Genomic DNA, 13,383 nt, shown 5'->3' on the forward strand with positions numbered 1-13,383 from the left:
GAATGGCCCCTCGCCTGCACGCCGCGCCACGGCCGCCGGGTTCCCCGCCGCTGCCCGTCATCCCCCACCGGCAAGCCACAAGGATGCTCCGTTTGAACATCGGCCCTTTCCTCGACCTGCTGAAGCTGCGCCGGTTGAACGCGTTCCGGCGCCGGCGCGCCGCCGCCCGCACCCGGCCCGAGCAGGAGCCCGCGCTGCGCGCCGAACTGTTCAGCGCCGAACAGATGGAGCGGCACGGGCGGGCGCTGGCGAGCCAGCACCGGCTCAGCGCGCGGCGCAACGCCGACCTGCTGCTGGCGCGGCTGGCCGACAACGAGGCGGTGCTGACCCACACCTGCGAACGGCTGACCCACGCCACCCGCAAGCGCCTGCGCATCACCCCGGCCGGCGAATGGCTGCTGGACAACTTCTACCTGGTCGAGGAACAGATCCGCATCGCCCGGCGGCACCTGCCCAAGGGCTACAGCCGCGAACTGTCGCGCCTGGCCCAGGGGCCGTCCGCCGGCCTGCCGCGCGTCTACGACATCGCGCTGGAGATCATTTCGCACGGCGACGGCCGCGTCGATGCGAACAGCCTGCAGCGTTTCATCCAGGCCTATCAGGAGGTGTCGCCGCTGAAGCTGGGCGAGTTGTGGGCGATCCCGATCATGCTGCGGCTGGCCCTGATCGAGAACCTGCGCCGGGTGGCCGCCCGAGTGATGGCCGACTGGCGCTACCGCGGCCGCGCCGCGCGCTGGGCCGACAACCTGATCGCCACCACCGAAACCGACCCGAACTCGGTGGTGCTGGTGGTGGCCGACATGGCCCGCTCGGACCCGCCGATGAACGGCCCGTTCGTGGCCGAGATGGCGCGCCGGCTGCAGGGTCAGAGCCCGGCGCTGGCGCTGCCGTTGAGCTGGATCGAGCAGCGCCTGGCCGCATCGGGGCAGAGCGTCGAACACCTGGTGCAGGTCGAGGCGCAGCAGCAGGCCACCAACCAAGTCACCATCAGCAACAGCATCGGCAGCCTGCGCACGCTGGCGGCGATCGACTGGCGCGATTTCACCGAGCACTGCAGCCTGGTCGAGCGCTGCCTGCGCGACGATCCGGCCGGCATCTACGCCGCGATGGATTTCGCCACCCGCGACCGCTACCGCCACGTGGTGGAATCGATCGCCCGCCAGCACAAGCTGACCGAATTGGCGGTGGCCGACGCCGCGATCGCGCTGAGCGCCGCCGCGGTCGCCGCCGGCGGCGACACGCTGGCGCAACACGTGGGCTACTACCTGGTCGACCGGGGCCGCGTCGCGCTGGAGCGCCACCTGGGCATCCACCCGCGGCTGGCCGTGGTGCTGCGCCGGGCGTTCGACCGGGCGCCGTTGCCGATCTACCTGGGCACGCTGGCCGTGCTCACGTTTGCCTTCGCCCAACCGCTGGTGGCGGCCGCGGCCCATGACGGCTTGCCGCCGTGGGCGCTGATCGCGGTCGCGGTGCCCGCCGTGATCCTGGCCAGCCAGCTCGGACTGAGCCTGCTCAACTGGCTGGCCACGCTGTCCATCGCGCCGCAGCAGTTGCCGCGGATGGATTATTCGCGCGGCATCCCCGCGCACGCGCGCACGCTGGTGGCGATCCCCAGCCTGTTCGCCAGCGAACAGGACGTCGAGGACCTGGTCGAGGCGCTGGAGGTGCGTTTCCTCGGCAATCGCGACGAGCACCTGCACTTCGCCCTGCTCACCGACTTCGCCGACGCCGACCGCGAAACCCTGCCCGGCGACGAGCACCTGCTGCGGCTGGCGCAGCGGCGCATCGAGGCGCTCAACGACCGCTACGCCAGCGCCGCGGCCGACCGCTTCTTCCTGTTCCATCGCCCGCGCCGCTGGAATGCCGCCGAGCAGTGCTGGATGGGCCACGAGCGCAAGCGCGGCAAGCTGGCCGACTTGAACGCGCTGCTGCGTGGCGGCGGCGGCGCGGCCTTCATGCGCGTGGTGGGCGACATCGCCTCGCTGCCGCCGGTGCAGTACGTGATCACGCTGGACACCGACACCGAGCTGCCGCGCGATGCGGCGCAGGCGTTCGTGGGCGCCATCGATCATCCGCTGAACCGCGCGGTGTACGACCCCGAACGGCGCCGTGTGGTCAGCGGCTACGCGATCCTGCAGCCGCGCGTGGGGATCAGCCTGCCCAGCACGGCGCGTTCGCGCTACGCCCAGCTGTACGGCAGCGACGCCGGCATCGATCCGTACACGCAGATGGTTTCGGACGTCTATCAGGACGTGTTCGGCGAAGGTTCGTTCATCGGCAAGGGCATCTACGCGGTCGACGCCTTCGAACGCACCCTGGATGGCCGCTTCCCGGAAAACCGCATCCTCAGCCATGACCTGGTCGAGGGCTGCCATGCGCGCTCGGGCCTGCTCAGCGACACGCAACTGTTCGAAGCCTGGCCTGCCCGCTACGGCGCCGATGTCAGGCGCCGCCATCGCTGGATTCGCGGCGACTGGCAGCTGCTGCCGTGGCTGCTGCCGTGGGCGCCGACCGCGCACGACGGCTGGCGGCGCAACGCGCTGACCGCGTTGTCGCGCTGGAAGATCCTCGACAACCTGCGCCGCTCGCTGGTGCCGGCGGCGCTGCTGGCGCTGCTGCTGGTCGGCTGGCTGGTGATCTCGCCGGTGCTGTCATGGACCCTGGCGGTGCTGGCGATGGTGCTGGTGCCGCCGCTGCTGTCGGCCCTGCTGGAGCTGGTGCAGAAACCGCGCGACGTGGAACTCGACCAGCACCTGCGCGCCGGCCTGCACGACGGCGTGCAGCACTTCGTGCGGATGGGGCTGGGGCTGGCCTGGCTGCCGCACGAGGCGCATTACCATCTCGACGCGATCGTGCGCACGCTGTGGCGGATGGCGGTCAGCCGCCGGCAACTTCTGCAATGGCAGACCTCCAGCGAGGTCGAGCGGCGCAGCAGCAACGCAGCCTCGGCGATGTGGCGGCTGATGTGGATCGGCCCCGCGCTGGCAATGCTGATGATCGTGCTGCTGGCGCTGCAACGGCCGCTGGCGTTGTGGCTGGCCGCACCACTGCTGCTGTTGTGGCTGGCCTCGCCGCTGCTGGCGTGGTGGATCAGCCAGCCGCGCACGCAGGACAGCTTCGTGCCGGATGCGCGGCAGCAGCGCTTCCTGCGCACGCTGGCGCGCCAGACCTGGGCGTTCTTCGACGTGCACGTCAACGCTGCCGAGCACTGGCTGCCGCCGGACAACCTGCAGGAGCAGCCCGGCCCGGTGGTCGCCCATCGCACCTCGCCCACCAACATCGGCATGGCCTTGCTGGCGGGCCTGGCCGCGCACGACTTCGGCTTCCTCCGCACGGCGCGCCTGCTCGAACGCACCCGGCTGACCCTGGACACCATGCAGCGCCTGCCGCGCCACCGCGGCCACTTCTACAACTGGTACGACACCCAGACCCTGCAGCCGCTGGCGCCGATGTACGTGTCGGCGGTGGACAGCGGCAACCTGGCCGGCCACCTGCTGACCCTGTGTCCCGGCCTGCTCGAGCTGATCGACGCGCCGGTGTTCGGCGCGCACCTGCTGCAGGGCCTGCTCGACACGCTGGAACTGCTGCACGACGCACTCGAGCGCGACGCCGCGGCGCAGCTGGTGCCGCTGCGACGCCTGCTGCACGAGGCCATCGCCACGCCGCCGGCATCCACCGGCGCCACGGTGCTGCTGCTCACCGAGCTGCGCCGGCACGTCCATGCGCTGGCCGCGGCGGCGGACGCGCCGGCCGCCGGCGACGCGCGCTTCTGGCTGGATGCCCTGCGCGGGCAGATCGACGAACTGCACGCCGACGCCGTGCTGCTCGAACTCGATGCGCCGCCGGACGAAGCCGTGGGCTTCAGCGGCATTCCCACCCTGCATCAGCTGGCGCGCATCGAACCGCTGTGCTGGCCGGACGCCGCCGACGCCGAAGGCGTGCGCGAGCGCGCGTCCGCCCGGATCGCCCTGATCGAACAGCTGGCCCACCTCGCCGAGCAACTGGCGCAGATGGACTACCGCTTCCTCTACGACAGCACGCGCGACCTGCTGGCGATCGGCTACAACGTCGACCAGCACCGGCTGGACGCCAGCTACTACGACCTGCTGGCGTCCGAAGCGCGGCTGGCCAGCTTCGTGGCGATCGCCCAGGGCCAGCTGCCCAAGGACAACTGGTTCGCGCTGGGCCGGCTGCTGACCACGGTGGGCGGCGAACCGGTGCTGCTGTCGTGGACCGGCTCGATGTTCGAATACCTGATGCCGACCCTGGTGATGCCCGGCTTCGAGGGCACCCTGCTGGAGCAGACCTGTCGCGCCGCGGTGGCCCGGCAGATCGAATACGGCAACCAGCTGGGCATCCCGTGGGGCGTTTCCGAATCGGGCTACAACACGCTCGATGCGCACTTCACCTACCAGTACCGCGCGTTCGGCGTGCCGGGGCTGGGCCTGAAGCGCGGCCTGGGCGACGACGTGGTGATCGCGCCGTACGCCAGCGCGCTGGCGATGATGGTGGCGCCCGCGGCGGCCACCCGGAACCTGCAGCGCCTGGCCGGCATCGGGGCGCGCGGCCTGTACGGCCTGTACGAAGCGATCGACTACACGCCGGCGCGCCTGCCGCTGGGCCAGGACGCGGCGATCGTGCGGCAGTTCATGGCGCATCACCAGGGCATGACCCTGCTGGCGCTGGACTACGCCCTGCTGGAGCGACCGATGCAGCGCCGCTTCGAATCGCACCCGCAGTTCCAGGCCAGCAGCCTGTTGCTGCAGGAGCGCGTGCCGAAGACCGCCGCCGAATACCTGCACGCCACCGGCTTTCCCGAGCGCGCCGGCGGCGTGCGCCCCGAGGCGCGGCTGCGCGTGTTCGCCGATCCCGACCGGGCGCTGCCGGCGGTGCAGCTGCTTTCCAACGGGCGCTACCACGTCATGCTCAGCAGCGGCGGCGGCGGCTACAGCCGGCGCGGCGAACTGGCGCTGACCCGCTGGCACGAAGACATCACCCGCGATCACTGGGGCAGCTTCTGCTACGTGCGCGAGGTCGCCAGCAACGCCTGCTGGTCCACCGCCTACCAGCCCACCTGCCGCAAGACCGAGCAGTTCGAGGCGATCTTCTCCGAGGCGCGTGCCGAGTTCCGCGTGCGCGAACGCGAGTTCGACGCGCATACCGAGATCGTGGTGTCGCCGGAAGACGACATCGAGCTGCGCCGCACCCACCTCACCAACCGCGGCCGCACGCGGCGCACGATCGAACTGACCAGCTACGCCGAAGTGGTGCTGGCGCCGCCGATCGCCGACGCGCTGCACCCGGCCTTCAGCAAGCTGTTCGTGCAGACCGAGCTGGTGCCCGAGCTGCAGGCGATCGTCTGCACCCGCCGCCCCCGCGCGGCCGGCGAGCACATGCCGTGGATGTTCCACCTGCTGGCCGTGCACGACGCCGACATCGTGGAGATCTCCTACGAAACCGATCGCGCGCGCTTCATCGGCCGCGGCCGCAGCACGGCCGATCCGCAAGTGTTTGATCGCGGGCAGGCGCAGTTGTCCAACAGCGACGGCTCGGTGCTCGATCCGATCATGGCGATCCGCTGCCGGATCACGCTGGAACCGGACCAGACCGCCACCATCGACTTCGTCAGCGGGATCGCCGAGCAGCGCGATGGCTGCATCCAGCTGATCGGCAAGTACCGCGACCGCCACCTCGCCGACCGCGTGTTCGACCTGGCCTGGACGCACAGCCAGGTGCTGCTGCGCCAGCTCAACGCCAGCCTCGCCGATGCCCAGCTGTACGAGCACATGGCCACCAGCATCCTGTATCCCAACGCCAGCCTGCGCGCCCAGCCCGCCGTGCTGCGGGCCAACCGGCGCGGCCAGTCCGGCCTGTGGGGACAATCCATTTCCGGCGACCTGCCGATCGTGCTGCTGACGATCACCAGCCCCGCGCGGATCGAGCTGGTGCGCCAGCTGGTGCAGGCGCACGCGTACTGGCGCCTGAAGGGCCTGGCGGTGGACCTGGTGATCTGGAACGAGGACCGCGCCGGCTATCGGCAGGAACTGCAGGACCAGATCATGGGCCTGATCGCCTCGGGCAGCGAGGCGAGCCTGCTCGACCGGCCCGGCGGCATCTTCGTGCGCCCGTCGCAGCAGTTGTCCGGCGAGGATCGCGTGGTGATGCTGGCCAGCGCGCGACTGATCCTCGGCGATGCGCGGGGCAGCCTGGCCGAACAGATCGGACGACGGCAACCGGCCGTGCATGCGCCGCGCTTCGAGCCCAGCCTTCCGCTGCGCAGCGACGGCGACCCGGGCGCGGCGGAAGTTTTGGCGCCGGCGTCGCTGCAACTGGCCAACCCGCACGGCGGCTTCAGCGCCGATGGCCGCGAGTACGTCATCGTGCAGCAGGGCGGGCAGGGCACGCCGGCGCCGTGGTGCAACGTGCTGGCCAATCCGCACTTCGGCACGGTGATCTCCGACTGCGGCAGCGCCTACACCTGGGCCGAGAACGCCCACGAGTTCCGCCTCACGCCCTGGCACAACGACCCGGTCAGCGACGGCGGCGGCGAGGCGCTGTACCTGCGCGACGAGGACACCGGCCAGGTGTGGTCACCGACCCCGCTGCCGTGTCGCGGCCGCGGCAGCTACACCACCCGCCACGGTTTCGGCTACAGCGTGTTCGAGCACGTGGAAGACGGCATCCGCTCCGAGCTGTGGATCTACGTGGCGCTGGATGCCTCGGTGAAGTTCTCGGTGCTGAAGCTGCGCAACAGCTCGGGCCGCACGCGCCGAATCAGCGTCACCGCCTACGTCGAATGGCTGCTCGGCGACCTGCGCGCGAAGACCGCGATGCACGTGGTGACCGAATCCGACCCGGCCAGCGGCGCACTGTTCGCCCGCAACGCGTACAACACCGAGTTCCCCGATCGGGTGGCCTTCCTCGACGTGGACGACCCGGCCCGCGGCATCGATGGCGATCGCAGCGAATTCCTGGGCCGCAACGGCAGCATGCACGCGCCGGCTGCCTTGGCCCGCGCCCACCTGTCCGGCCGGCTGGGCGCGGGGCTGGACCCCTGCGCCGCGCTGCAGTCGCAACTTACGCTCGACGACGGCGCCGAACGCCAGCTGATCTTCCGGCTCGGCCTGGGTCGCAACGGCGCGGACGCCGCCGCGCTGGTGCAGCGCTTCCGCGGCAACGGCAGCGCCGCTGACGCGCTGGACAAGGTGCGTGCGCACTGGGCGCGTACGCTGGGCGCGGTGCAGGTGCGCACGCCCGAGCCCGCGCTGGACGTGCTCGCCAACGGCTGGCTGCTGTACCAGACCATCGCCTGCCGGATCTGGGCGCGCAGCGGCTACTACCAGTCCGGCGGCGCGTTCGGCTTCCGCGACCAGCTGCAGGATTCGATGGCCACCCTGCACGCGGCTCCCGCGATCGCGCGGGCGCAACTGCTGCTGTGCGCCGCGCACCAGTTCGTCGAGGGCGACGTGCAGCACTGGTGGCATCCGCCGCTGGACCGCGGCGTGCGCACCACCTGTTCGGACGACTACCTGTGGCTGCCGCTGGCCACCGCGCGCTACGTGCTGGCCAGCGGCGATCGCGGCGTGCTCGACGAGACCGCCGGCTACCTCGACGGCCGCCCGCTGCATCCGGGCGAGGAGTCGTACTACGACCTGCCGCAACCCGCCGGCCTGCGCGAGACGCTGTACCGGCATTGCGTGCGCGCGATCGAGCACGGCCTCGGCCAGCGCGGCGTGCATGGCCTGCCACTGATCGGCGGCGGCGACTGGAACGACGGCATGAACCGCGTCGGCGAAGCCGGCCGCGGCGAAAGCGTGTGGCTGGGCTTCTTCTCCGGCGAGGTGCTGACCCACTTCGCCGAGGTGGCGCGACTGCATGGCGACGAAGCCTTCGCGCAGCGCTGCGAAAGCGAGGTCACGCGCCTGCACCTGGCGCTGGAACAACACGGCTGGGACGGCGCCTGGTATCGCCGCGCCTACTTCGACGACGGCACGCCGCTGGGCTCGGCCGGCAACGACGAATGTCGCATCGACTCGATCGCACAAAGCTGGTCGGTGCTGTCCGGCATGGCGCCCGCCCAGCGGCAGCAGCAGGCGATGGAGTCACTGAACCGGCACCTGGTGCGACGCGATGCCGGCCTGATCCAGTTGCTCGATCCGCCATTCGACCAGTCGCCGCTGGACCCCGGCTACATCAAGGGCTACGTGCCCGGCGTGCGCGAGAACGGCGGCCAGTACACGCACGCGGCGATCTGGGCCACGATGGCCTTCGCCGAACTGGGCGACCACGAGCGCGCATGGGAACTGCTGCGCATGATCAACCCGGTCAGCCACGGCAGCGACGCGAATCAAGTGGACGTCTACAAGGTTGAACCCTACGTGGTCAGCGCCGACGTCTACGCCGTCGCCCCACACGTCGGCCGCGGCGGCTGGAGCTGGTACACCGGTTCGGCCGGCTGGATGTACCGGCTGATCGTCGAATCCCTGCTCGGCCTGCGCCTGGAAGCCGGCAGGCTGCGCTTCGCGCCCGTGCTGCCGGCGCAGTGGGACGGCTTCCGCCTGGACTACCGCCACCACGACACGCTGTACCGGATCGACCTGCGGCAAAGCGAACCCGGCACCGTGCCCGCACTGTGGCTGGATGGCGAACCGCAGCCCGACGGACAAATCACGCTGGCCGACGACGGCGTGCAGCACGAGGTGGAACTCAACTGGCCCAGGGCAGGGTGATCGCGCGCCGAAGCACTCCCTGCAGGTGATCAACGATCCAGCGGACTCAGCACGCCATGCCCGCCCCGATTGAGCACATGCGTATAGATCTGCGTCGTCGCCACATCCTTGTGGCCGAGCAGTTCCTGCACCGTGCGAATGTCGTAGCCGGACTCCAGCAGATGCGTGGCGAACGAATGGCGAAGCGTGTGTGCGCTCACCGGCTTGACGATGCCTGCGCGACGACAGGCACCTTTCAGGGATCGCGACAACAGCGCCTCGTCAAAGTGATGGCGACGCTCCACGCCGTCCATCGGGTCGAGCGAGCGCTGGCCCGACGGAAACACGAACTGCCAGCCGAATTCCCGCCCGGCGTCGGGATATTTCCGGGCCAGTGCATGCGGCAGGCGAGCCACGCCGAAGCCGGCAAGCAGGTCATCCTTGTGCAACACCCTGGCGCGCTCGATTTCGCGCTGCAGCGGTTCGACCAGGCTGTTTGGCAGCACCGTGCGCCTGTCCTTGCCGCCCTTGCCGTCGCGCACGGTAATTTCATTGCGGGCAAAATCCACATCCTTCACGCGCAGCCGCATGCACTCCATCAAGCGCATGCCCGTGCCATACAGGAGGCTGGCCAGCAACCAGGGACGGCCCTCCATCTGTGCCAGCACCGCATGCACTTCGTCCCGCGCCAGAACCGTGGGAACCCGCCGGGAACGTTTCGCGCGCACCATCGTCTCCATCCATGGCAGGTCGATCCGCAACACTTCCCGGTATGGAAACAGCAACGCCGACAGCGCCTGATTCTGCGTGCTTGCAGCAACGCCGCCATGCACGGCCAACCCGGAAAGAAAGCCCTCTACTTCGACCGCGCCCATCTCGCGGATGACGCTTTCCGTTCGCCAATTGGCTGCGGTGGCCTAACAGTTCGTTCAAGGCGGACGGCTGCGCCGCCGCTTAACTCCAGCGTTAGGTGTTCAACATGGTCACGCTGCAGAACGCACTTTTCGGGCGAATTGCCGACCGCGAGACAGCTATCGACTTGGCAAAGGGGGCCGCCCTTGGGTTCTTTCTGGCGGCCGTATTCGTCACGCTCTTCGCTTTTCTGGCATGGCCACGTCTGCTCTTTGTCGCAGCCCTATATGCAATTTGTGGGTACTTTACGCGTTACAAATTCAGTCGTCTCGCAGCCGTGGCCGGGGTCAGCTTGTCAGTTCTTTGTTTTCTGGTTCCCTTTCTGTTTCCGGAGAGCCGGAGTGGCATGGTCTTCGCGCTCGTGATTTGGTTCGGAGTTCGCGGCATCGAGGCAACATTCAAATTACATGGTAGGTTCTCTCTGCAAAGTTCGTCGCAGAACACCTAACCATTCGTCCAAGCGGACGGCTTCGCCGCCGCTTAACTCCAGCGTTAGGCTGCACAGCATGGACTCGCAGGCAATTGACGATTGGGCAAACGCATACGTTGCCCTGCAACAAGATGGCTCTCGACCGCTAGACGGCCATCAATTGTTTTGGGCCGCAGAGCGCTTCATGTTTCCAGGGGATACGGCAGACGCCGAGGATTGTTGGGCAACGATCCTGGCGATCCTCGCGCGTGACCCGCCCAAGAATGTCCTCGGCGTGCTTGCAGCGGGGCCCCTTGAGGACCTTATTCATCATGTCGGGCCAGAGTTCATAGACCGCATAGAGCTTCAAGCGCGCAAAGATCCTGCTTTTCGTCATTTACTCGGTGGCGTCTGGGCAAGTAGTACGCCCGATATCTGGGTACGTGTAGAGGCGGCACGTGGCACAACGTGGTAGTACTGCCTAACATCTCGTTCAAGGCGGACGGCTCCGCCGCCGCTTAACTCCAGCGTTAGGCCCCCATGACCATCCCGGCGGACCACAAGTTTTTCAATGCATGCAGTACGGGCAAATCGGAACTTGTCCGTACACTCCTGGCTGCAGGCGTCGATCCGGAGTCTCGTGACTCCAACCAGTTCACGGGACTTATCTGGGCTGGAAGGAAGGGGCACATTGATGTCGCTGAAGCTCTTCTTTCCTATGGTGCGAACGCCGAAGCAGGTGATGCTCGCCGCCGCACACCGCTATTTCACGCGACTACGTACCAAAGGTATAAGTTCGTACAATTCCTCGCCGCACGAGGGGCAAATCTGACTCCCGTCGACACACATGGTTGGTCGCCGCTTGACTTCTCGCTCTGCAGCCATCACAAAAAGATGTCCGAATTGCTCGTTTCCCTTGGTGCAAAAAGCGCGAATTGTGCCTAGCAATTCGTTCAAGGCGGACGGCTGCGCCGCCGCTTAACTCCAGCGTTAGGTCGCAGATGAGCCACTTCCGTGCATTTGAAGTTGAAGTACTTCGACTTCTTGGCAATGCAACGCTCGGCGAGGCTGTGGTGGCGGCCGTCTGCCGTGACGCCGAGTTGGTCAGCTTCTACCATTCTGGCGTTGGGTACTTCCTAACCGTTCGCCATCATTTGCTGCCCAAAGCATGCGCGGTTCTTAGCCAACCGATGGTTCTTGGCCAAGTGGGCGAAGTGGCGGGTAGCTATCTCGTATTCGTGCAAGACAACGAACTCATGCTTGAGTACGCTGGCACAACCGATGTCCCAGAAAGCGTCCGAGATCTTCCTGTCAAGGTTGTAGCGCAAGGCGCTGCACCCTAACCACTCATCCAAGCGGACGGCTGCGCCGCCGCTTAATTCCGGCGTTAGGCCGTAGGGAGCAGGTATTGAACAAGTCTATTGCTAGCTCATTGCTCGCGATGCACGCCCTCGGGAACGTTGCCGCATTCATGTCCAATCCCGACTATTACCTGTGGGCAACTTTCTCTTTGCTTTCCCTGGCGGTTTGTTGCTTTCTAGTCAACAGACAAGTTGCCAAGCTCGTTGCGCTCTCTTACCTTGCAATCGGCCTGTATAGCTTCATCGTGGGCATCGCTTTTTTCGATCATGGGCAACTGAGCGGTCTTGGTGTCTTTGCAATCGTTCTGGTCTTTCCGCCAGCGTTCTACGTGGTCTATCGCGTTTATTCATCCAAGCCAAGAGCGGGTAACATAGCTTCCGGCGTGGCCTAACCAATCATTCGAGGCGGACGGCTTCGCCGCCGCTCAATTCCAGCGTTAGGTTCAGAGGATCGGAAACGAGGTACATGGAATGAGCGAGTACAACCCAGATCGTCCGTACATCCGCGTACAAGACATGGCCACCTTCAAGGCCATCGACACTGAAACAGCATCAATGTATGGCCGTACAGTTCGAGCCGCAGAAATTTCTAACGTCGACTACAAGATGCACTTCACTAGGTTTCATGAGACCTCATCTATGAAGCCGCCACCGAGTTGCGGCAGAATTTTCATGGGCTATGTCGTTGTCCGTAAGCTGGGAAGGCCCGATCAGTATGAAACGTGGATGCCTGATCATGTATTCGAAGAGCTCTACGGTCAGCCAGTTTCGACGCCAGAAACCTAACATTTCGTTCAAGGCGGACGGCTTCGCCGCCGCTTAACTCCAGCGTTAGGCCGCAGATGAAGAATCTCGACATATTCTTAGACCGGGTCGAATCAGACGGCATTTTCGTCGCAACCAATAATGCTGACGAGGTGCCGGTCGGCACAGTGTTCACGCAGCTCGTAAGGATTCGCGCCGGGGGTGCCTCCGACGATGGTAGCGGTGTTGAGTTGTCCTCAACCCCTGTTCGCCTCCGCCTGAGTAGCGCTGTCATTTTTCGTAAGGCTGTTCCGGCAATACCTCGGGGCTGGAGCGCAGGCCTACGCCTAGACGGCACGGGCTTGGATGCAGTCACAGATGCACTTTCTGGCAAGATGGCAGGAGAGTTCATTCACCTGCGGGCTGCGGATGCGGCCTAACATCTCGTTCGAGGCGGACGGCTACGCCGCCGCTCAACTCAAGCGTTAGACGCCACAACAAACATGTCCGAGAACTCTGCGAAGCCCTACGAGGAAACGGTGTCGTGTGAGGCACGGCAAGATGAGGGCGTCATCTTCATCAAGGTTGTTGCAATGCCATTCGAGGGTGCGGTCGAGTTCGACACCGCGCAAGCACGCGCATTTGCAAAGCGCATTCTTGCTGCTGTTGAGGTCGTCGAAAGTGGTTGGGTTGGTAATTCGGGGGCCCCGCCTGTCGCAGGTGGCGTCTAACATCTCGTTCAAGGCGGACGGCTTCGCCGCCGCTTAACTCCAGCGTTATACGAGAGACACTATGCGTCGCAGGAAACGCTCGCCCTAAGCATCCTCAGCTTGGCAAGCTGCCAACTGAGCCAGCCGTGTTCAAACATGAGGTTCGAGCGCTTCAATGGCGCAGACCGAATAGAGATCACCAACCTGAGCAACCAATCGCTTCGGATCATTAGCGGGAAGCATGAAATTCAAAAGTTTGCTGCGTTTGCTCAAGCGCATGGTTCCGACTGGGCCACGCCGGTCACCGGCACGCCCGTCGCAGAGGTCCGCGCAAATTTTTATTCGGGGGACAAATTTCTTGGCGACCTCGGCGTAGGCAGCAATTTTTTAACTGCGCAAGGTTACGGCTATTTCCAGAGCCGTACCGTTTCACAGGAAGACCGCAAAGCAATAATGAAGCTATTTGGCGTGTTAGATCCTTATGCGGCTAAGTAATCAAGGGTATAACAACTCGTCCAAGCGGACGCGCGTGCCGCGCG

The 13,383-nt window shown here is 66.1% G+C and carries 9 protein-coding genes and 1 pseudogene; 9 read left to right on the plus strand and 1 reads right to left on the minus strand.

Annotated features, from left to right (window positions below):
• Positions 1–83 precede the first annotated feature (83 nt).
• Entirely contained in the window at positions 84–8,729 is an 8,646-nt protein-coding gene (locus tag I6J77_RS17250) for a glucoamylase family protein (RefSeq protein WP_239309086.1), read from the plus strand.
• A gap of 29 nt (positions 8,730–8,758) precedes the next feature.
• Here I6J77_RS17250 and I6J77_RS17255 read toward each other — a convergent pair.
• Positions 8,759–9,611 (minus strand): annotated as a pseudogene (locus I6J77_RS17255) (integron integrase); the annotation flags it as partial.
• Between the two features lie 76 nt (positions 9,612–9,687).
• Between I6J77_RS17255 and I6J77_RS17260 the strand changes: the two are divergent.
• From I6J77_RS17260 to I6J77_RS17295, 8 genes are all read left to right on the plus strand, one after another.
• Complete coding sequence (locus I6J77_RS17260; RefSeq protein WP_204109984.1) at positions 9,688–10,068, plus strand: hypothetical protein; 381 nt, start codon at positions 9,688–9,690, stop codon at positions 10,066–10,068.
• A gap of 166 nt (positions 10,069–10,234) precedes the next feature.
• Positions 10,235–10,504 carry a DUF6869 domain-containing protein gene (locus I6J77_RS17960; protein ID WP_369334540.1) on the plus strand — a complete coding sequence of 90 codons (270 nt, stop codon included), beginning with the start codon at positions 10,235–10,237 and terminating at the stop codon, positions 10,502–10,504.
• A gap of 65 nt (positions 10,505–10,569) precedes the next feature.
• On the plus strand, positions 10,570–10,974 hold the full coding sequence (locus I6J77_RS17965; RefSeq protein WP_204109986.1) for an ankyrin repeat domain-containing protein: 405 nt from the start codon (positions 10,570–10,572) through the stop codon (positions 10,972–10,974).
• Between the two features lie 56 nt (positions 10,975–11,030).
• Positions 11,031–11,372 carry a hypothetical protein gene (locus I6J77_RS17275; protein WP_204109987.1) on the plus strand — a complete coding sequence of 114 codons (342 nt, stop codon included), beginning with the start codon at positions 11,031–11,033 and terminating at the stop codon, positions 11,370–11,372.
• Between the two features lie 65 nt (positions 11,373–11,437).
• Positions 11,438–11,782 (plus strand): hypothetical protein, encoded by a 345-nt coding sequence (locus I6J77_RS17280; protein ID WP_204109988.1) that lies wholly within the window; start codon positions 11,438–11,440, stop codon positions 11,780–11,782.
• Between the two features lie 79 nt (positions 11,783–11,861).
• A complete protein-coding gene (locus I6J77_RS17285; RefSeq protein WP_204109989.1) occupies positions 11,862–12,176 on the plus strand; it encodes a hypothetical protein in 315 nt (104 codons plus the stop codon).
• A gap of 461 nt (positions 12,177–12,637) precedes the next feature.
• Complete coding sequence (locus I6J77_RS17290; RefSeq protein WP_204109990.1) at positions 12,638–12,865, plus strand: hypothetical protein; 228 nt, start codon at positions 12,638–12,640, stop codon at positions 12,863–12,865.
• A 135-nt stretch (positions 12,866–13,000) separates the two neighbouring features.
• Positions 13,001–13,339, plus strand: coding sequence for a hypothetical protein (locus I6J77_RS17295; RefSeq protein ID WP_204109991.1), 339 nt, complete (start codon positions 13,001–13,003; stop codon positions 13,337–13,339).
• Positions 13,340–13,383 lie beyond the last annotated feature (44 nt).

It is taken from the genome of Rhodanobacter sp. FDAARGOS 1247, assembly GCF_016889805.1.
Classification (GTDB): domain Bacteria; phylum Pseudomonadota; class Gammaproteobacteria; order Xanthomonadales; family Rhodanobacteraceae; genus Rhodanobacter.